The organism is Snodgrassella alvi (assembly GCF_040741455.2).
Lineage (GTDB): Bacteria > Pseudomonadota > Gammaproteobacteria > Burkholderiales > Neisseriaceae > Snodgrassella > Snodgrassella alvi_E.
The window spans coordinates 525,651-545,290 of record NZ_CP160328.2; the positions used below are offsets into that span (position 1 = coordinate 525,651).

Consider the following 19,640-nt stretch of genomic DNA (forward strand, 5'->3'; position numbering starts at 1 on the left):
TCATTTAAAAAAACACACCTATATAGGACACACCAAAAATGAACAGAAATAACGATGCCAGCACCACCAGCATGCGACTGGACAAATGGCTATGGGCAGCACGTTTTTTTAAAACCCGAGCCCTGGCTCAGAAACACATCGAGCTCGGACGCGTTTTGGTAAACGGAGCCAAAGTGAAAAACAGTAAAAATATTCAGGTAGGCGACAGTATAGACCTGACGCTTAACTCATTGCCCTATAAAATTGAGGTTCAGCAACTCAATCACATGCGCCGACCCGCCTCTGAAGCACGTTTACTCTACAGCGAAGATGAAAGCGTCGCCACTAAACGTGCAGAACTCAAAGCCCTCAAACAGGCCAGCCAGATAAGTGCTGCTTATCCCGATGGTCGGCCAACCAAACGAGATCGCAGAGCGCTGGATAAGGTAAAAAGACACTGGGAAGACTGAATATAAATTCAACAGCAGCTCGGATAAAGCACGTACCCTACTCACCTTACATAGTAAGCATATAATTATTAGGCTTAATGTGGGTATTCCTAACAAAATTACTCTTTTTAAGCGCCTTAGCTACCATTTCTTTATTGAATGGAACATGCAACACCGGCACCTGAGATTTTAACTTTTTGAAAAGCGGTAACTTATTCCAGAAATAGTGAACCTTAAAGTTCATATTATTTTTACCACTAACCAGCATATCTTTCTTTTCGCGTATTTCTGTATAAATCACAATTACCGGTAGCCTCAATCGCCCGATTCCATATTCAAGTTCCTCTTTCAAACTGCGTGACTGAAAAGTATCCTCACTTAATATTAAAATAATATTATCTGCTCGGTTTAAACGCTCTTTAATACGTGGCTTTAACACCCCTTCCCAATCGCTACCGTCGCGTACATCATATTTTTTAGCATGAATATCATCAAACAGAAATTGCTCATCCTGAGTTTTCCACGTTTTCAGCTGATTATAAAAAAAATAGTCTCTTTGTATTAATGCCCCCGCCGCATACTCATTAAATGGTTCATCAACATAAAAAATACTGTAATTACTAGGCATAACAATTCTCCTCAATTATTATCCAGACCATCACCACACATCGGTAAATATTACAGTAAATATAAACAAAATCCCACTAAAAAACTTTAAAATACAGACACATATAATCAAATGTAATAATTGAGATAAAAAAAACCGCATCCAAAAGGATGCGGTTGATACTTACTTCTATAATTTATTTAATAGAAGAAGCAGCCTCATGCATAGCTTCAGACAAAGTCGGATGGGCATGAACAATACGGGTAATATCCTCACTAGAGGCTTTAAAGTCCATAGCCATTACTGCCTCGGCAATCAGCTCAGAAGCCACCGGCCCAATGATATGTACTCCCAGTACACGATCAGTTTCCGCATCAGCAAGAATCTTAACAAAACCTTTTGCCTGTCCCATACCCAGCGCACGACCATTCGCAGCAAAACTAGACTGACCTTTTTTATACTTCACACCAGCAGCCTTCAACTGCTCCTCAGTCTGACCAACCCAAGCAATTTCCGGATGAGTATACATCACAGCAGGAATGGTATTCATATCTACAAACGGTTTCTGACCGGCAATACGTTCAGCCACAGCCACACCCTCAGCAGATGCTTTATGAGCCAGCATCGGGCCGCGTACTACGTCGCCAATTGCCCAAACATTAGGCAGATTAGTGCGGCATTCATCGTCCACTACAATAAAACCACGTTCGTCTTTTTGCAGGCCAACACCCTCAGCATTCAGACCATTTGTATTTGGAATACGGCCAATCGCAATAATTAACTTATCAAAAGACTCGGTTTTTTCTTCACCGCCAACAGTATATTTAACCGTCACGCTGTTTTCAGCTTTAACAATTTCATTCACCGTCACACCCAGATGAATGTTCAGCCCCTGCTCTTTAGTGAAAACCTTAAATGCTTCTTTTGCCACCTGCTGGTCAGCAGCAGCTAAGAAAGTAGGCATTGCTTCCAGAATAGTTACTTCTGAGCCTAGACGATTCCATACAGAACCCATTTCCAGACCAATCACACCGGAACCAATCATACCCAGCTTAGTTGGTACAGCTTCAAGATTCAGCGCACCTTCATTATCCAATACATTAATATTATCAATTTCAGTAATTGGCAGCGGGCGCGGTACAGATCCAGTAGCAACAATCACATGCTTAGCTGTAACCTGCTGTTTGTTACCATTGGCATCTACTTCAATCTGCCATAAACCATCAGCCTGACCAACCAAAGAACCTTTACCAAAAATACTTTCAACTTTGTCTTTTTTGAACAGAAAACCAATACCATTTGTCAGCTTACTAACAATAGCATCTTTACGTTCAATCATTTTTTTTGCATCAAAGCCCTTAACCTGAACATCAATCCCATGTTCAGCAAATTCAGATTGCGCGGCATGGTAATTCTCACTGGTCTGCAGCAAAGCTTTAGAAGGAATGCAACCTACATTTAGACAAGTACCACCCAGAGCCGGACCATCCCCTTTTTTATTTAAACCAGCATCAATACAGGCAGTTTTAAAACCCAGCTCAGCCGCACGAATGGCTGCAACATAACCCCCGGGACCAGCACCGATTACCACAACGTCAAATTGAGACATTAAAATTCCTTTCAATCATGAATATTTCTGACTGATAAAATAAAACCGCAATGTGGCACAAACGCCATTTGATTCGGTGTGGCCAGCATTACGGTTTATCTTCATCAAGCTGCCATAATTTGAGAATACGGCAGCCAGCAAATCAAATTACAGTTCCAGCAACAAGCGAGCAGGATCTTCCAGCGCATCCTTAATAGCTACCAGTGTCAACACAGCTTCACGGCCATCAATCAGACGATGGTCATAAGACAGAGCCAGATACATCATCGGACGTACCACTACCTGACCATTTTCTACTACTGCACGTTCTTTGGTTGCATGCATGCCCAAAATAGCAGACTGAGGTGGATTAATAATCGGTGTAGACATCATAGAACCGAATGTTCCACCATTGGTAATACTGAATGTACCACCAGTCAGGTCTTCCAGAGCCAGCTTACCGTCTTTAGCTTTAACTGCATAATCATGAATGGCCTGCTCAATATCAGCAATGCTCATCTGATCTGCATCACGCAAAATAGGCACAACTAAACCACGAGGACTGCCAATAGCAATACCAATATCAAAATAGCCATGATAAACAACATCAGTGCCATCAATAGAAGCATTAACCACAGGGTATTTCTTCAACGCAGCCACTGCAGCTTTAACAAAGAAAGACATAAAGCCCAGTTTAATACCATATTCTTTCTGGAACTGTTCTTTATAACGGTTACGCAAATCCATAACCGGCTTCATATTCACTTCGTTAAATGTAGTCAGAATCGCATTTTCATGCTGAGACTGCAGCAAACGTTCAGCAACTCGTGAACGCAGACGAGACATCGGTACGCGCTGTTCTACACGCTCACCGGCAGCCACAGGTGTAGCAGCTTTAGTAGTAGCCATGGTCGGAGCAGCAGCCAATGCAGAGGCTGCAGCAGCAACGTCTTCTTTTAATACACGACCATCACGACCAGAACCTTGGATCGTAGCAGTATTCACACCTTTTTCCGCAGCCAGCTTAGCAGCTGCAGGCATAGCTACACCAGCCTGAGACTGATTTGCCGGAGTAGCAGGAGCAGAAGTTGCAGCAGCAGGGGCAGATTCCGCAGGGGCAGCAGCGGCTGCTGGCGCAGATGCTTCAGCAGTAGCTGAAGTATCAATTTTGGCCAGTAACTGACCAGCAGTCACAGTAGCACCATCTGCTTCAATAATTTCGACCAACTTACCTGCTTGCTGAGCAGGAAGCTCCAACACAACTTTATCCGTTTCCAGATCAATCAGGTTCTCATCACGCTGTACGAATTCACCCACTTTTTTATTCCAGGTCATCAGGGTGGCTTCAGTCACACTTTCCGGAAGCATGGGAACGGTTACATCAATAATCATGGATTACTCCTAAAAAAGGGCCAAAGGCCACCACACAGGTGGCCGGTTATTCATTACAGATTCGGATTATTTCAATTCCAGAGCATCATCAACCAATTGTTTCAGCTGAGCAACATGTTTGCTCATATAGCCCACAGCTGGAGAGGCGCTGGCAGGACGGCCGGCAAAAATAACTTTCTGCTTGCTGTTGGCAATCGCTTCAATGCGGTGACGGATCTGGAACCATGCACCCTGATTTTTCGGTTCTTCCTGAGCCCACAGAATTTCAGTAGCATTCGGGTAGCGGCTTAGTTCAGCAGCCAGTTGCTCGTAAGGGAAAGGATACAACTGTTCAACACGCACAATCGCGATATCCTTGCCTAAATCACGTTCCATACGTGCTTTATTGATATCGTAGTACACCTGACCGGCACACAGAATCACACGCTTAACAGTATTTTCATTGCCCTCAACCTGATCACCGATTACCGGTCGGAAAGAATGGCCTTCAGTGAAATCACTGAGCGGACTCATAGACTCATTGAAACGCAACAGACGTTTGGACATGAAAATAACAAGAGGTTTACGATACGGACGCAATACCTGACGACGCAACACATGGAACATCTGCGAAGCTTCAGACGGCATTACCACCTGAATATTTTCTTCAGAACACAATTGCAGCCAGCGTTCCAGACGACCAGAAGAGTGCTCAGGACCTTGTCCATCATAACCGTGCGGTAAAATCACCGTTAGACCACACAGACGACCCCATTTGGTTTCACCTGAAGTGATAAATTGGTCAATGGCAACCTGTGCACCATTGGCAAAATCACCAAACTGACCTTCCCAGATAACTAAACGATCTGGAGCACTGCAAGCAAAACCATATTCATAAGCCAATACAGCTTCTTCATTCAGAATGGAATCAATTACCAAGAAAGAAGCCTGATTATCACTCAAGTTACGCAATGGTACGTAAGCACCAGCATCACTTTTTTCCCGTTTCTGATCATGCAGCACAGCATGGCGATGCGAGAATGTTCCGCGACCGGAATCTTCACCAGAAATACGTACACCATTACCATTGGTTACTAAGCTTGCATAAGCAAGTGTTTCAGCCATACCCCAATCAACAGGTTGCGTACCCTCAGCCATAGCAACACGGTTAGCCAACATTCTTTTAACAGTATTATGTGGCGTAAAGCCCTCAGGCAGCGCAGTAAATTTAGCAGTAAGACGTTTAATATCGGCCTCAGGAATACCGGTTTCTACCGGATGATTCCAGTGAGTACCAATATATGGTGTCCAGTCTACAGCGTGCTTGTGGTTGTAATCAGTCAGCGTGGTCTGTTCTACATGCTCACCTTTATCCAGCGCATCACGATAAGCCTGAATCATTCCATCAGCTGCTTCTTTGCTAATCACATTTTCATTTACCAGACGGTCTGAATACAATGCACGGGTACCCGGATGCTGATGAATCTTGTTGTACATCATAGGCTGCGTGAGCATCGGGTCATCACCCTCGTTATGGCCCAGTTTGCGGAAGCAAACGATATCCACAACTACATCTTTACCGAAAGACTTACGATAATCCATCGCCAGTCCCATTACATAGCTCACTGCTTCAGGATCATCACCGTTTACATGGAAAATCGGCGCATCAACCATTTTAGCCAAATCAGTGCAGTACACGGTAGAACGGGTATCGCGTAAATCAGAAGTCGTAAAACCAATCTGATTATTAATGACAATATGAATCGTGCCACCGGTAGTATAACCACGGGTTTGAGACAGGTTGAAATTAGCCTGATTCACACCCAGACCAATGAACGCAGAATCACCATGAATCAATACCGGTAATACTGCTTTACGACCTGATTCCCCACGACGTTTCTGACGTGCACGTACAGCACCTTCCACAACCGGATTCACAATTTCCAGATGAGATGGATTAAATGCCAGAGAAACATGCAGCGGTCCATTACCAGTAGCCAAGTCAGATGTGAAGCCCATATGGTATTTCACGTCACCACTTGGTAGCGTCGTAGTATATTTACCTTCAAACTCGCTAAACAAATCGCGAGGTTCTTTGCCTAGGATGTTAACCAGCACGTTCAAACGGCCACGGTGCGCCATACCAATCATGACTTCTTCTACACCCTGACTGCCACAATGCTGCATCAGATAATCCAGCGCAACAATAGTACTTTCTCCACCTTCCAGAGAAAAACGTTTTTGACCCACATAGCGAGTATGCAGGTAGCGCTCTAGGGTTTCAGCAGCAGTAAGCTGCTTCAGAATACGGCGTTTGTGTTCAGGAGTATAACTACCGGCAGATAAATCTTTTTCTACACGATCTTGCACCCAGTTACGCTCATCTGGACGAGTAATGTGCATAAATTCCACACCAACCGTACCACAATATGTCTGATCTAGTTTATTTATAATTTCAGACAAAGGCAGCTGCTGGCTGCGGGAGAAATCACTGCCAGTATAGAATTTAGTAGACATATCGGCAGCAGTCAGGCCGTACTGTGCCGGATCCAGCTCAGCCAGATATTCTTTTGGACGCCGTTTCAATGGGTCCAGATTTGCATTACGACTGCCCAGAATACGATAAGCATTCATCAGATTTAAAACTGATACTTGCTTTTGCAACATATTTAAATCAACACTGCCCTGTGCAGAACCATGCTGCTTGGACAGATTTACAAACGATTCTTGAATCGGTAATTGCGGTATATCTTTGGCAACGTAGCCCGGCAAAGCAGCCACTTTGTCAAAATAATCTTTCCAGTATTCATCAACTGAATCTCTATCTTTCAGGTAGCTCTCGTATAACTCCTCTATATAAGGAGCATTGGCACCGTATAAATAAGAAAGACTGGTTTTTTCTTCCATCATGGTAAAAACCCTTTTTTACCTTAAACTATAAAACAGGAATATAACTATCCCCTACCAATATTCAACTCGAGAATCGAATGCCGATTCCAGATTACCGCATATCAACATACCGATTCCAGATCACCACGCAAGCACATGGGGATGAAGCATTAGTATGTTTCAGGCAGCTAAAAAGCTGCCTGAATACACCAACTAGATTAGCGTTTATCTACAGGTAGATAATCGCGACGGCCGGCCCCAGTATATAACTGCCTTGGACGGCCGATTTTCTGATGTGGGTCAGCAATCATTTCATGCCAATGTGAAACCCAGCCTACTGTTCGCGCAAGAGCAAACAAAACAGTAAACATCGTTGTAGGAATGCCCAATGCACTCAGAACAATACCAGAGTAAAAGTCTACATTTGGATAAAGCTTGCGTTCAATGAAATAAGGGTCTTCCAATGCGATTTTTTCCAAAGCCATTGCCAGCTTGAATTTAGGACCATCGTGTAAACCCAGCTCATTAAGCACTTCATCACAAGTCTGTTTCATGATTTTGGCTCGAGGATCCATGTTTTTATAAACACGGTGGCCAAAACCCATCAGACGATAACGTTTTTCTTTAACTCCCTGCATAAATTCTTCAACGCGGGATACATCACCAATCTCATCCAGCATTTTCAGTACAGCCTCATTGGCACCGCCATGAGCCGGACCCCACAAACAAGCAATACCTGCTGCAATACAGGCAAAGGGATTGGCTCCGGACGAACCGGCCAGACGTACAGTAGAAGTGGAAGCATTCTGCTCATGATCAGCATGCAGAATAAAAATCCGGTCCAAAGCACGTTCCAACACAGGATTAACCACATAATCCTCAGTCGGCTTGGCAAACATCATATGCATGAAATTGCCAGTATAAGACAGACTGTTACGCGGATAATTGAAAGGTAAACCTTTTGAATAGCGATAGCACATGGCCGCAAGTGTCGGAACCTTGGCAATCATACGGTATTCAGCGATCCGACGATGCTCAGGATTACTGATATCCAGACTATCCTGATAAAACGCCGCCAGTGCACCTACAACCCCCACCATCATTGACATCGGATGAGCATCACGACGAAAACCACGGAAGAACCAAGTTAACTGCTCATGCACCATGTTATGACGCAAAACACCCAGTTCAAATTTCTGTTTTTCGACTGCATTAGGTAATTCACCATAGATAAGCAAATAACAGGTTTCCAAATAATCACTCTGCTCTGCCAGTTGCTCAATAGGGTATCCCCGATAATATAACTGCCCCTTTTCACCATCAATGAAGGTGATTTTCGACTCACAGGATGCGGTTGAAGTAAAACCCGGATCAAACATAAACATGTTAGTAGTGCCATACAGTTTACGAATATCAACCACATCTGGCCCCAGCGTACCAGATAACACTGGCATTTCAAAAGGCTCTTGCCCCTCGACGTTGAGTATAGCGTTCTTGGTCATCCCTAACTCCTTAATTTTCAATTTTTCTATTTAAATAATCTAAACTTAAATACATTAACAAAAGTAAGGCGTTTCACAACCTCTCAGCCTGTCTGATTTTTTCCAGAACAGGCTCAAATTCAGGGTACGCACATTCTTCCGCTTTATTGATTAATGCCAGAATTTCCGGATCCGGCAAATCCATTAACGCCACAAAAGCTGCCAGCTCACTATCCGACAAATGGTCAAAAACCTGTGTCATGAATCTGCCTAGAATAATATCTAATTCCAGCAGACCCCTGCGAGCTAACCAACGAATGCGGCGTTTGGCATTATCATCAAAATGTTGCATCAAATTGCTCTTCTTAACATTAAATCTTTAATCTTGCCTATAGCTCGAGTCGGATTAAGGTGTTTCGGACAAACATCCACACAATTCATAATCGTATGGCAGCGAAACAAGCGATATGGATCATTAAGATTATCGAGCCGTTCATTAGTACGCGTATCACGAGTATCGGCAATAAAACGATAAGCATTGAGCAAACCAGAGGGTCCTACAAACTTATCTGGATTCCACCAAAATGAAGGGCAAGAAGTTGAACAACAAGCACAAAGAATACATTCATAAAGACCATCTAGCTCCTTACGCTCAGCCTGTGTTTGCAAGCGTTCACGCGTTGGAGCTGCTGTATCATTAACCAGATAAGGTTTAATAGAATGATATTGATTAAAAAATTGCGTAAAATCAACAATCAAATCTCGGATCACCGGTAAGGCCGGCAAAGGTTTCAACACAATCGGCTGCTTCAGGCTACGAATATCCGTCAAGCAGGACAACCCGTTTTTACCATTGATATTCATACCATCCGAACCACAGATACCTTCACGGCAGGAGCGGCGGAAAGACAGACTATCGTCCTGTGCTTTCAGCTTAATCAGCGCATCTAGCAGTTTGACATCTGTTGGTTCAATTTCAAGTTCATAATCTTTCATGTACGGCTTAGCATCCACATCGGGATTATAGCGGTACACCTGGAAGCGGATTTTTTCCATCTTGATAGTTCCTTAGTAAACGCGTTCAGCCGGTTTTATATATTCCACACTCAAGGGTTTAGTGTGTACTGGTTTATATTCCAGATGCTGATCTTCTGCGTAATACAATGTGTGTTTCATCCAATTTTCATCGTCACGTTTAGGGTGGTCATCAGAAGCATGAGCACCACGTGATTCTTTACGTGCAGCAGCAGAAACCAGTGTAGCCTGAGCCACTTCAATCAGGTTATCCAGTTCCAGCGCTTCAAGTCGTGCTGTATTCCAAACCTTACTCTTATCGTGAATCTGAGATTTAGCCACACGAGTAGCTATCTCATTGATTTTATCTACGCCTTCTTTTAACAAGGCATCGGTGCGGAATACACCAGCATGCGACTGTACACAACGCTGCAAATCAGTACGAACATCAGACACTTCTTCACCATTCGTCTGATTTTCCAGTCGGCTGAGACGTGCCAAGGTTTTCTCACCGGCATCAGCTGGCAATTCACGATGAGCAACCTGCTGATTAATATACTCAATCATGTGGTCACCGGCCGCTTTACCAAACACCACCAAATCAAGTAAAGAATTAGTACCCAGACGGTTGGCTCCGTGCACAGATGCACACGCACACTCACCTGCAGCATAAAAACCAGGTACAGGAGCTTCCAGATCATCACCTTTGGCCATAACTACCTGGCCATGATAATTAGTCGGAATACCACCCATCATATAGTGACAGGTTGGCACCACCGGTATCGGGTCTTTAATCGGATCCACACCGGCAAACTGAATGGAAATTTCGCGAATACCCGGCAATTTTTCCATAATTTTCTGCGCACCTAAGTGGTCCACTTTTAGCAAAACATGATCTTTATTTTTACCGACACCACGGCCTTCATGAATTTCAATAGCCATAGCACGAGACACTACATCGCGGCATGCTAAGTCTTTTACAGTAGGCGCATATCGTTCCATAAAACGCTCACCTTCACTGTTTAGCAAGATTCCACCTTCACCACGTACGCCTTCAGTAATCAGCACACCAGCACCGGCCAAACCTGTAGGATGGAACTGCCAAAACTCCATGTCTTCCAATGGAATACCTGCACGAGCTGCAATCCCCAGTCCATCGCCGGTATTCATATAGGCATTAGTAGAGGAAGCATAAATACGACCGGCACCGCCAGTTGCAAAAAGCACAGCCTTAGCATGCAGAATGTAAACTTCACCAGTTTCCATTTCCATGGCAACGACGCCAATGACCACACCCTCTGAATCCCGAATCAGATCCAGCGCCGCCCACTCTACAAAGAACTGAGTTTCAGCATGAACATTTTGCTGATACAAAGTATGCAGCATGGCATGGCCAGTACGGTCAGCCACGGCACAAGCACGCTCCACAGCTCTTTTACCAAATTCGGCAGTATGCCCGCCAAAAGGACGCTGATAAATTTTGCCGGATTCAACACGGTCAAATGGCATACCCATGTGTTCCAGCTCTACCACCGCATCAGGTGCACGACGAGTCATGAACTCAATTGCGTCCTGATCACCCAGCCAGTCAGAACCCTTTACGGTATCGTACATGTGCCAGCTCCAGTGGTCTTCCTGCACATTACCCAGCGAGGCGGAAATACCACCCTGAGCAGCAACCGTATGCGAACGAGTGGGGAAAACTTTAGATAGCACCACTGTATTTAAACCTGCTTTAGATAATTGCAGAGCCGCACGAAGCCCTGCACCACCGCCGCCAACAATTACTGCATCAAAACGACGTACCGGCAAACTCTTGGGCATACTCATGCTAACCCCCAAATCACTTTAACAGAATAAATCAGACTGCCTAACAGCCATAAAATAGTAGCCACATGTAAAAACAGGCGTAAACCCGCCGGTTTAATGTAATCCATCCATAAATCACGAATACCAATCCAGGCATGCATCACCAGTGCCAGCACAAATATCTGAGTCACCACGCGCACCCAAGTCAGGCTAAAAAAACAGCGCCAATCCTGATAAGTATGGGGTAAACAGATGATCATGATTAAAAACAGCACTGAATACACCAGCATGATGACAGCGGTGATGCGCTGCATAATCCAGTCGCGCAAGCCATAGTGCGCGCCAGCTAATTTACGGTCTATCATGATAATAAACACGCTCCATAAATAATAACGGTCAATACAATTGCACATACCACCACAGCTTTGGCAGAAGCTCGTGCTGTTTTCAGTTCTGTACCTTTATGTATATCCAGAAGCAGAAAGCGAATACCGGCCAGACTGTGATAAACGTAAGCCAGCAACAGCACAAAAAGAATGCACTTAACCAAAGGATGGTGTACTAATGCCTGATAAGTATTAAACGCAGATTCATGGGACAGCGTACCTGCAAACAGCCACAATAAAACCGGAATACAGATAAACAGTGCCACACCACTGAAACGATGAAAAATAGATACAATACCCGGAATGGGTAATCGTATCTTTTGAATATCCAGATAAACTGGCCTTTCCTTTTGCATCGGTAACTCCTCTTGATTATTAGAAGATTTAACTCAAAACCAGCGACTCACGCCGCCTCAAACCGAAATTTACTGCAATTGACCCAGTTTTTAACAAACCAGTCAAAAAACAACAGATAAATTATTTACAATTCAGTCTTCAAAAATCTGCTGAGCTTTTTAATGAAAGCTGCAAAGCCTGACTTCCGAATTGTAAATAACGCCGGCGCCACTCATAAGCTACACCGTCAACACTCTGACTTAGGCGCCCCAAACAAAGTGCAGATGTAACCACATCCGCTTTTAACAGTTTGGCTGTTTCTGCACGCAGCGAAGTCTGCCAGAGCCATTGTTGCGCAGTATCCACCAGAACATCATATTCAATCAACAAAAAAGCATAAAAACTACCGCGGCGACGCACAAAACGTACATTTAAATCCGGTAATAATGCAACAGGTAAATACATTTCATCTACTGCCACCTCTGTATAACCAGTACGCCACAGCAACATAATTTTCCAAACAGATTCTGACACCTTAATACCCAGCTGCTCAGCCGTTTCTTCATCAGCAGCGGCAACCGCAAGACTCAATACTTCAGCCACAGGCCAGATTTTTTCCAGCCTATCCTTGTGTAAGGCAGGTATTTCCGTAAAAGGAAAACAACCCCAATCCCAGTTTTGCTTAGTAACAAAAGTACCCACCCCTTGCTGGCGCTGCAAAATACCACGCGCCGCCAATTCACTCAGACCCTTACGTATCGTACCCTGACTGACTTTCCACTGCTCTGCCAGATTCCATTCGCTTGGAAGAGGCTGGCCAGGTTTGAAATCGCCATCCACAAGTAGGTGTACTACCCGCTTCATGACAGACTGATATAGAGGAATATGCCTTTTAAGCGGATTAAGTTTGAATCTATTGTACGACATTTCTAACTCAAGTAAACAAAGTCTTATATAAGACATAAGATATCACAAAAATTGCTAAAATATTCTCAAAAAACATCATTCCATTACGTCAATTAATTTAATTTTGAACAAAATTTTGCTATCATACCGACCATAATTTTGTGGTGCAGCATCATCAACCACCTTGTAAAGACAAGAAAAACTATTTGTTGTCGTGTTTATTTATTAATTAAGAGGACAAGTTATGAAAAAACCTGTACGCATTGCCGTAACGGGTGCTACTGGCCAGATTGGTTATGCTCTGCTATTCCGTATCGCCAGCGGCGATATGCTTGGAACCGATACACCGGTTATTCTTCAACTGCTTGATTTGCCACAATCACAGACTGCTGCACAGGGTGTCATGATGGAATTGCAAGATTGTGCATTTCCCCTGCTGGTTGATATGTTTGCAACTCATGATCCAGAAGTAGCATTTAAAGATGCGGATATTGCCATTCTCGTGGGCGCTCGCCCGCGCAGCAAAGGAATGGAACGCAGCGATTTACTTCAAGCAAACGCCGAAATCTTCGCAACTCAGGGTGCGGCGCTAAATAAAGTAGCCAGCCGCAATGTTAAAGTAGTAGTGGTTGGCAATCCAGCCAATACCAATGCTTACATTGCCATGAAATCGGCGCCCGATTTACCCGCTAAAAATTTCACTGCCCTGATGCGTCTGGATCACAATCGCGCACTCAGTCAATTGGCAGAAAAAACGGGTAAGCCAGTAAGTAAAATCAGTAAATTATGTGTTTGGGGCAATCATAGTCCCACCATGTATGCAGATTATCGCTTTGCCACCATTGATAACGAAAATATAGCAGAGATGATTAATGACCAAAGCTGGTATGAGAACGAATTTCTGCCTAAAGTTGGTAAGCGGGGATCAGCAATTATTGAAGCACGTGGCCTTTCTTCTGCAGCTAGTGCGGCCAATGCCATCATTGATCAAATTCATGATTGGGTAATCGGTACTAACGGCGAATGGGTTACTATGGGCGTGCCTTCTGATGGTTCTTATGGCATTCCGGAAGAAATGGTATTTGGCTTCCCGATGACCTGCGAAAATGGTGAGTACACTATCGTCAAAGATTTGCCAATAGATGAATTCAGCCAGCAACGCATTAATCAGACTCTGGCCGAGCTTGAAGAAGAAAAAGCCGAAGTCAGCAATTTAATTTAACATTTTAAACCTGTTTTCGGTCAGCATTAATTGCTGGCCGTTTTTATCTTAGCGAAGCTTCAGTCTCCTTTTAGCACATATAACAAGCATATCAGCGCTGCCATACTTAACAATATCATCGCCAGACTGTTCACCCAGTAATTTATTGATTCTCTATTCCGCTTTTTCAGTACGCATCTGTATATCATCACCAAAAACAAAACAATTATCAACAGACGCAGTAATCGTCCAATCATTTACTTTCCAAAACATGTAATTCTGTGCAAACAACGTAAAGTCGTTATAATGCCCATTTTCTATTCTTTTACATATTCTCATGAAAGAAATAGACAGTATAGGCCTTGTCACCCCTCAGAAGCTGTTTTTTGACTGCCCGCTCACCCTGCAGAATGGTAGCGTTTTACCACATTTTGAGCTAATGATAGAAACCTATGGCTGTCTAAATGCAGATAAAAGCAATGCGGTACTGATTTGCCATGCGTTGTCTGGAAATCATCATGTTGCAGGTTACCACAATCGCGATGACAAACATCCCGGCTGGTGGGATAACATGGTTGGTCCTGGCAAACCAGTTGATACCAACCGTTTCTTTGTCGTGGGATTGAACAATCTGGGTGGGTGCCATGGCAGCACCGGACCTTTAAGCATCAATCCCACTACAGGACAGGCTTATGGTGCTGAATTTCCAATGGTTACCGTAAAAGATTGGGTGAAAAGCCAAGCTATGCTGGCCGATCGGCTAGGTATCCAGCAATGGGCTGCCATCATGGGTGGCAGTCTAGGTGGAATGCAGGCACTACAATGGGCTATTGATGAACCAAAACGATTACGCCATGCGCTGATTATCGCCTCAGCACCCCGTTTATCTACCCAGAATATTGCTTTCAACGATGTCGCTCGACAAGCCATACTGACTGACCCCGACTTCTGTCAGGGTCACTACGTACAACAACAAAAAATTCCACGTCGTGGTTTGCGCATTGCTCGCATGATGGGACACATCACTTATCTCGCAGAAGACGGCCTAGGCAAAAAATTTGGCCGGCAAATGCGTCAGCCAAATTATCAATATGATTACAATGTCGAATTCGAAGTAGAATCTTACTTACGTTATCAGGGTGACAAATTTGCCGAAATGTTCGATGCCAATAGTTATTTACTAATGACAAAAGCTCTGGATTATTTCGATCCGGCAAAAGATTTTGATGGCGATTTAGTAGCCGCAGTCTCAACAATTCAAGCTAAAATATTTCTGGCCAGCTTCAGCAGTGACTGGCGTTTTTCACCCAGACGTTCACAGGAATTGCTGGACGCATTGGTGGCAGCCAACAAACCTGTACAGTATATCGCGCTCAACTCCGTTCACGGCCATGATGCTTTTTTAATGGAAGACAAGGATTATCAGGCCGCCATCCGCATTTACTTCAATAACATAGCTAGCGAGCTTACATTATGAACACTTCTACTACGCCATTGCGTGGTGACTTACAACTAATTTTCGACTGGATAACTCCAAATAGCCGTGTTCTGGATTTAGGTTGCGGAGATGGAGAATTGCTGGCTGCACTGGTTAAACACAAAAATTGTCAGGGTTATGGACTGGAAATTGCCACAGACTACGTTCTGGCAGCCATGCAACGTGGTATCAATGTCATACAGGCTGATCTGGAAGCAGGACTGCAACACTTCAATGATAATAGCTTTGATATTATCGTTTTAAGCCAAACCATTCAATCCATGCAGAATACAGAAAAAATTTTACGGGAAATGAAACGTGTAGCACGTGAAGCTATCGTTACTTTTCCCAATTTTGGTTACTGGCGCAACCGTTTGCAAATTGCTTTACGTGGCCACATGCCCGTATCTGAACGCATGCCCTATCAATGGTATAACACACCCAATATACATTGGTGTACCTTACAGGATTTTGACAAGTTATGTGCCAAAAACCATTTAAATGTGCTGCAACGCGCTGTTATGAGTGGCAATAAACGTATCTCATTGTGGCCAAACCTATTGGGTAGTCTTGCTTTTTATCGCGTAGGTTAAAAATATAGAGAAACAGTAGCTCCTGTTTTAAGCCCTAAAGACATCCGCAAGAGTAACCGTCATGTACGCTCTCATTTCTAACTCAAAAAACGTCACATCAACCTAAATTCAACCCCCAGCACATTCATATTCATAACACCAATGTGGATAAAACTATCATTTATCTCACAATCAGCAGCATTCTAAAATCCCATTGCCGATAATAGCCTTTGCGGATGCGATTTAAGCGTATTTATGCGAAAATTAGCCATTTTCTTAAGTACTGAATCAACATGAAATTACATCAACAAGTTGCGGCTGAAGTAACAAAAGCTTTCAGCGCAACCGGACTTGCTGAACACCAGATCATTTTACAACCCGCCAAAAACCGTGATTTTGGTGATTATCAAATTAACGGCGTAATGGGTGCTGCCAAAAAAACAAAGCAGAATCCACGTGAACTGGCAAAAAAAGTTGCTGACGCTCTATCAGACAACCCATTGATAGCCTCCGCCGAGGTTGCCGGTCCCGGCTTCATCAACTTACGATTGCGTCCAGATAAATTAGCCCAGTACATCCAATCGGCTTTACAAAACAAAAATCTGGGGATTGCCCAAAGCAGCACTCCACAAACAGTAGTAATCGATTATTCCTCGCCTAATCTAGCCAAAGAAATGCACGTCGGACATTTGCGGTCAAGCATCATAGGCGATAGTCTTAACCGCATACTGTCTTTTCTTGGCCATAAAGTAATCCCGCAAAATCACGTTGGAGACTGGGGCACCCAGTTTGGCATGCTGGTAGCCTATCTGATAGAACAGCAGAAAAACGGCAATGCAGCACTAGAACTAGCTGATTTAGAACAATTCTACCGCAATGCCAAAGTTCGATTTGATGAAGACGAAAACTTTGCCAATACTGCGCGCGAGTATGTCGTAAAACTTCAGAGTGGCGACAAAGAAGTTTTAGCATTATGGCAGCAATTTGTACAAACATCACTGCAGCATGCACAGGCCATATATCAAAAACTAGGACTGAAACTGCAACCTGAAGATGTAACCGGAGAATCCTTTTACAACGATCAGTTGCAATCTACAGTCAACGAATTGCTGGATAAAGGTATCGCCGTAGACAGTGACGGCACCAAAGTTGTTTTTTTGGAAGAATTTAAAAACCAAGATGATGAACCAGCACCTTTTATTATTCAGAAAAAAGATGGCGGCTTTCTGTACGCTAGCACTGATTTAGCTTGCCTGCGCTATCGCATCAATACCTTGCATGGTGACCGATTAATGTATGTAGTTGATGCACGTCAGAGCCTGCATTTCGACGAACTATTTACCGTAGCACGTAAAGCCGGCTGGCTACCCGATAGCGTGCATGCAGAACATGTACCTTTCGGTACCATGATGGGTAAAGATGGTAAACCGTTCAAAACCCGCAGTGGCGATACCGTAAAATTAATGGATTTAATTCACGAAGCTGTGAATCACGCTTCCGCCTTAGTAGCTGCTAAAAATCCTAATTTGAGTGCTGACGAAATAGCTCATATCGGAGAGGTAGTTGGCATAGGTGCAGTAAAATACGCAGACTTAAGCAAAAACCGAACCAGTGATTATGTATTCGACTGGGACAGTATGCTATCACTAGAAGGCAACACTGCCCCTTATTTACAGTATGCCTACACCCGCGTACAAAGCGTCTTCCGTAAAGCGGGCGCATGGAATGAACAGTCACCGATTAGCCTCAAAGAACCATTAGAACTCCAGTTGGCTGTAGAACTACTCAAGTTTGAAGATATACTCGATAGCGTGGCAGAAACATCTTTTCCACATTATCTTGCTGCCTATCTGTACCAAATTGCCACCCTATTCAGCCGTTTCTATGAAGCCTGTCCTATTCTTAAAGCAGATGAATCCACGCGCAATAGCCGTTTACAGCTCACCAGCCTGACCGGTAAAATTTTACGACAAGGTCTGGCTTTACTGGGCATTGACACACTGGAAACCATGTAAACCTATTTTCATATGCAGAGAATACAGTACAGTCTGAAGCAAAGTAATTCAGACTGTACTGTATTGAACGACTACATAAATCATATTTGATTAATATCTGTATATGGTATGAAATTCTATTCAACCACAAGTTACTTAAATGAAATCAGTTTATTTCGTCTTTCTAGCAAGGTTTGTCTAGAATATTTTTATTGCCTTTAAACCGAATATTTATCTGTTTGTATATTCTTAATTTATTTTTCTTGGCACGTTTTTCAAACTATCTTATAATAATCGTCTGAATCAAGTTTTGATTTATGCGGATATGGCGAAATTGGTAGACGCACCAGATTTAGGTTCTGGCGCCGAAAGGTGTAAGAGTTCGAGTCTCTTTATCCGCACCACAGATTTTAAAAAAGGTATCTTTATTTAAGATACCTTTTTTAATACCTCACATTTTCATCATAAATCATATCAACCAGTCCCTGAATCTAGTCCATAATATCTGGCTTTTTCTAAACGCAAACTAACTGAATCCTCTATATACCAATATCTTCATTATCTCCATAAATCTCCAAACAAAAGATTAAATGATCTATAGAAATTTGCTCTCCACCCAAATCCAAGAACAATTTTCAAATTTTTTATTCTTCACTCAGATAATATGATGTACGGATGCGCTCAAAGCAATCACAAATATGATCATGCACTGTTTTCAGCAAACTAAAATTAAATTATGCAGAATAAGTTAAATATTTACCAAATTTAAGTTAAATTGTTTTGCATATATCTATATTAAGCTGTCGACACCACTAAGAAAGCTAATAACTATGCAAAAATGAAAAAACTAGAATGATATAAAAAGATATGTTTGGTGGGTGATGACGGAGTCGAACCGCCGACATTCTGCTTGTAAGGCAGACGCTCTACCAACTGAGCTAATCACCCAAAAGAAAACAGCTAAATGGGTATATTGGCGCGGCGGACGGGGCTCGAACCCGCGACCCCCGGCGTGACAGGCCGGTACTCTAACCAACTGAGCTACCACCGCGCAAGTTTTACGCTATTGCATAAAACAAAAACTGGTGGGTGATGACGGAGTCGAACCGCCGACATTCTGCTTGTAAGGCAGACGCTCTACCAACTGAGCTAATCACCCTGTGCTGTTGAGGCGCGTATTTAATCACAGTGCCAACACTTCAGCAAGCTATTTTTTAAATTAGCAAACACATATTAGCTAGTTATATGTTTTTTATAAGTATAATTATTAAAGTAGAAATATGACTTATACATTAAATCATTCTGTAACAATAAAATTATAATTCAATTTGAAGATACAACCAATTTAAAACAACCTTACCACAGCCATACATGGCTCACACACTAATCTATTAATTGTCTTTTTATCCATCATCCCACAACATTACAGCCATACCAGTTTTTTGTTCAGGGGCTAACTAAGCTCAGCTGATCATCAATATCGAACTGCAAAATTAACAAAACAAAACATGTATAAATGTGCAGTAAGCAATAAAATTGCCAATATAGATAAAAAAGGATTTAATAATTCATTATTGAAAT

At 43.1% G+C, this 19,640-nt stretch carries 16 protein-coding genes and 4 tRNA genes; 6 read left to right on the forward strand and 14 right to left on the reverse strand.

Going from position 1 to position 19,640, the window contains the following annotated elements; translation table 11 throughout:
• The first annotated feature begins 38 nt into the window (after positions 1 to 38).
• Positions 39 to 449 carry an RNA-binding S4 domain-containing protein gene (locus ABU615_RS02495; RefSeq protein ID WP_180297410.1) on the forward strand — a complete coding sequence of 137 codons (411 nt, stop codon included), beginning with the start codon at positions 39 to 41 and terminating at the stop codon, positions 447 to 449.
• 46 nt (positions 450 to 495) lie between these two features.
• Here ABU615_RS02495 and ABU615_RS02500 read toward each other — a convergent pair whose 3' ends face one another.
• The 11 genes from ABU615_RS02500 to ABU615_RS02550 form a co-directional block, all read right to left on the reverse strand.
• On the reverse strand, positions 496 to 1,056 hold the full coding sequence (locus ABU615_RS02500) for a hypothetical protein (RefSeq protein WP_267389982.1): 561 nt from the start codon (positions 1,054 to 1,056) through the stop codon (positions 496 to 498).
• A gap of 175 nt (positions 1,057 to 1,231) precedes the next feature.
• The gene (lpdA, locus tag ABU615_RS02505; protein WP_370387033.1) at positions 1,232 to 2,644 is read right to left on the reverse strand and encodes a dihydrolipoyl dehydrogenase; all 1,413 of its coding nucleotides are present in this window, start codon (positions 2,642 to 2,644) and stop codon (positions 1,232 to 1,234) included.
• A gap of 147 nt (positions 2,645 to 2,791) precedes the next feature.
• Entirely contained in the window at positions 2,792 to 4,015 is a 1,224-nt protein-coding gene (gene odhB, locus ABU615_RS02510; RefSeq protein WP_370389143.1) for a 2-oxoglutarate dehydrogenase complex dihydrolipoyllysine-residue succinyltransferase, read from the reverse strand.
• Between the two features lie 66 nt (positions 4,016 to 4,081).
• The gene (locus ABU615_RS02515) at positions 4,082 to 6,904 is read right to left on the reverse strand and encodes a 2-oxoglutarate dehydrogenase E1 component (protein ID WP_370389144.1); all 2,823 of its coding nucleotides are present in this window, start codon (positions 6,902 to 6,904) and stop codon (positions 4,082 to 4,084) included.
• 197 nt (positions 6,905 to 7,101) lie between these two features.
• Entirely contained in the window at positions 7,102 to 8,385 is a 1,284-nt protein-coding gene (gene gltA / locus ABU615_RS02520) for a citrate synthase (protein ID WP_370389145.1), read from the reverse strand.
• Positions 8,386 to 8,458: 73 nt separating this feature from the next.
• Entirely contained in the window at positions 8,459 to 8,716 is a 258-nt protein-coding gene (locus tag ABU615_RS02525; protein ID WP_100152102.1) for a succinate dehydrogenase assembly factor 2, read from the reverse strand.
• Complete coding sequence (locus ABU615_RS02530; protein WP_100141522.1) at positions 8,716 to 9,420, reverse strand: succinate dehydrogenase iron-sulfur subunit; 705 nt, start codon at positions 9,418 to 9,420, stop codon at positions 8,716 to 8,718. The genes ABU615_RS02525 and ABU615_RS02530 overlap by 1 nt, the downstream gene beginning before the upstream one ends.
• Positions 9,421 to 9,432: 12 nt before the next feature.
• Positions 9,433 to 11,202: a succinate dehydrogenase flavoprotein subunit gene (gene sdhA, locus ABU615_RS02535; RefSeq protein WP_100141523.1), complete on the reverse strand. Its 1,770-nt coding sequence runs from the start codon at positions 11,200 to 11,202 to the stop codon at positions 9,433 to 9,435.
• Between the two features lie 2 nt (positions 11,203 to 11,204).
• Complete coding sequence (sdhD, locus tag ABU615_RS02540; protein ID WP_267389978.1) at positions 11,205 to 11,552, reverse strand: succinate dehydrogenase, hydrophobic membrane anchor protein; 348 nt, start codon at positions 11,550 to 11,552, stop codon at positions 11,205 to 11,207.
• Positions 11,549 to 11,929, reverse strand: coding sequence for a succinate dehydrogenase, cytochrome b556 subunit (gene sdhC / locus ABU615_RS02545; RefSeq protein ID WP_100152105.1), 381 nt, complete (start codon positions 11,927 to 11,929; stop codon positions 11,549 to 11,551). The genes sdhD and sdhC overlap by 4 nt, the downstream gene beginning before the upstream one ends.
• 139 nt (positions 11,930 to 12,068) lie before the next feature.
• Positions 12,069 to 12,836 (reverse strand): GntR family transcriptional regulator, encoded by a 768-nt coding sequence (locus tag ABU615_RS02550; protein WP_267389977.1) that lies wholly within the window; start codon positions 12,834 to 12,836, stop codon positions 12,069 to 12,071.
• 223 nt (positions 12,837 to 13,059) lie between these two features.
• Here ABU615_RS02550 and ABU615_RS02555 point away from each other — a divergent pair, with 223 nt between their 5' ends.
• The 5 genes from ABU615_RS02555 to ABU615_RS02575 all read left to right on the forward strand — a co-directional run bounded on the left by ABU615_RS02555 (position 13,060) and on the right by ABU615_RS02575 (position 18,463).
• Entirely contained in the window at positions 13,060 to 14,037 is a 978-nt protein-coding gene (locus ABU615_RS02555) for a malate dehydrogenase (protein ID WP_267408823.1), read from the forward strand.
• A gap of 316 nt (positions 14,038 to 14,353) precedes the next feature.
• Positions 14,354 to 15,493, forward strand: a complete 1,140-nt coding sequence (locus tag ABU615_RS02560; RefSeq protein WP_370389146.1) for a homoserine O-acetyltransferase — start codon at positions 14,354 to 14,356, stop codon at positions 15,491 to 15,493.
• Entirely contained in the window at positions 15,490 to 16,086 is a 597-nt protein-coding gene (gene metW, locus ABU615_RS02565) for a methionine biosynthesis protein MetW (RefSeq protein ID WP_370389147.1), read from the forward strand. Before ABU615_RS02560 ends, metW begins: the two co-directional genes overlap by 4 nt.
• A 272-nt stretch (positions 16,087 to 16,358) precedes the next feature.
• Positions 16,359 to 18,080: an arginine--tRNA ligase gene (gene argS / locus ABU615_RS02570; protein WP_370389148.1), complete on the forward strand. Its 1,722-nt coding sequence runs from the start codon at positions 16,359 to 16,361 to the stop codon at positions 18,078 to 18,080.
• A gap of 298 nt (positions 18,081 to 18,378) precedes the next feature.
• Positions 18,379 to 18,463, forward strand: a tRNA-Leu gene (locus ABU615_RS02575).
• 468 nt (positions 18,464 to 18,931) lie between these two features.
• Here the strand turns inward: ABU615_RS02575 and ABU615_RS02580 are convergent.
• From ABU615_RS02580 to ABU615_RS02590, 3 genes are all read right to left on the reverse strand, one after another.
• Positions 18,932 to 19,007 (reverse strand) — tRNA-Val (locus ABU615_RS02580).
• A gap of 26 nt (positions 19,008 to 19,033) precedes the next feature.
• A tRNA-Asp gene (locus ABU615_RS02585) sits at positions 19,034 to 19,110 on the reverse strand.
• A gap of 32 nt (positions 19,111 to 19,142) precedes the next feature.
• Positions 19,143 to 19,218: transfer RNA gene (locus tag ABU615_RS02590), tRNA-Val, on the reverse strand.
• Between the last annotated feature and the right edge of the window lie 422 nt (positions 19,219 to 19,640).

Bases quoted from the DNA above. Each gene is read 5' to 3' on its own strand.
- ABU615_RS02495 (WP_180297410.1), top strand. From the start codon at position 39: ATGAACAGAAATAACGATGCCAGCACCACCAGCATGCGACTGGACAAA.
- ABU615_RS02500 (WP_267389982.1), bottom strand. From the start codon at position 1,056: ATGCCTAGTAATTACAGTATTTTTTATGTTGATGAACCATTTAATGAG.
- lpdA (WP_370387033.1), bottom strand. From the start codon at position 2,644: ATGTCTCAATTTGACGTTGTGGTAATCGGTGCTGGTCCCGGGGGTTAT.
- odhB (WP_370389143.1), bottom strand. From the start codon at position 4,015: ATGATTATTGATGTAACCGTTCCCATGCTTCCGGAAAGTGTGACTGAA.
- ABU615_RS02515 (WP_370389144.1), bottom strand. From the start codon at position 6,904: ATGATGGAAGAAAAAACCAGTCTTTCTTATTTATACGGTGCCAATGCT.
- gltA (WP_370389145.1), bottom strand. From the start codon at position 8,385: ATGACCAAGAACGCTATACTCAACGTCGAGGGGCAAGAGCCTTTTGAA.
- ABU615_RS02525 (WP_100152102.1), bottom strand. From the start codon at position 8,716: ATGCAACATTTTGATGATAATGCCAAACGCCGCATTCGTTGGTTAGCT.
- ABU615_RS02530 (WP_100141522.1), bottom strand. From the start codon at position 9,420: ATGGAAAAAATCCGCTTCCAGGTGTACCGCTATAATCCCGATGTGGAT.
- sdhA (WP_100141523.1), bottom strand. From the start codon at position 11,202: ATGCCCAAGAGTTTGCCGGTACGTCGTTTTGATGCAGTAATTGTTGGC.
- sdhD (WP_267389978.1), bottom strand. From the start codon at position 11,552: ATGATAGACCGTAAATTAGCTGGCGCGCACTATGGCTTGCGCGACTGG.
- sdhC (WP_100152105.1), bottom strand. From the start codon at position 11,929: ATGCAAAAGGAAAGGCCAGTTTATCTGGATATTCAAAAGATACGATTA.
- ABU615_RS02550 (WP_267389977.1), bottom strand. From the start codon at position 12,836: ATGTCGTACAATAGATTCAAACTTAATCCGCTTAAAAGGCATATTCCT.
- ABU615_RS02555 (WP_267408823.1), top strand. From the start codon at position 13,060: ATGAAAAAACCTGTACGCATTGCCGTAACGGGTGCTACTGGCCAGATT.
- ABU615_RS02560 (WP_370389146.1), top strand. From the start codon at position 14,354: ATGAAAGAAATAGACAGTATAGGCCTTGTCACCCCTCAGAAGCTGTTT.
- metW (WP_370389147.1), top strand. From the start codon at position 15,490: ATGAACACTTCTACTACGCCATTGCGTGGTGACTTACAACTAATTTTC.
- argS (WP_370389148.1), top strand. From the start codon at position 16,359: ATGAAATTACATCAACAAGTTGCGGCTGAAGTAACAAAAGCTTTCAGC.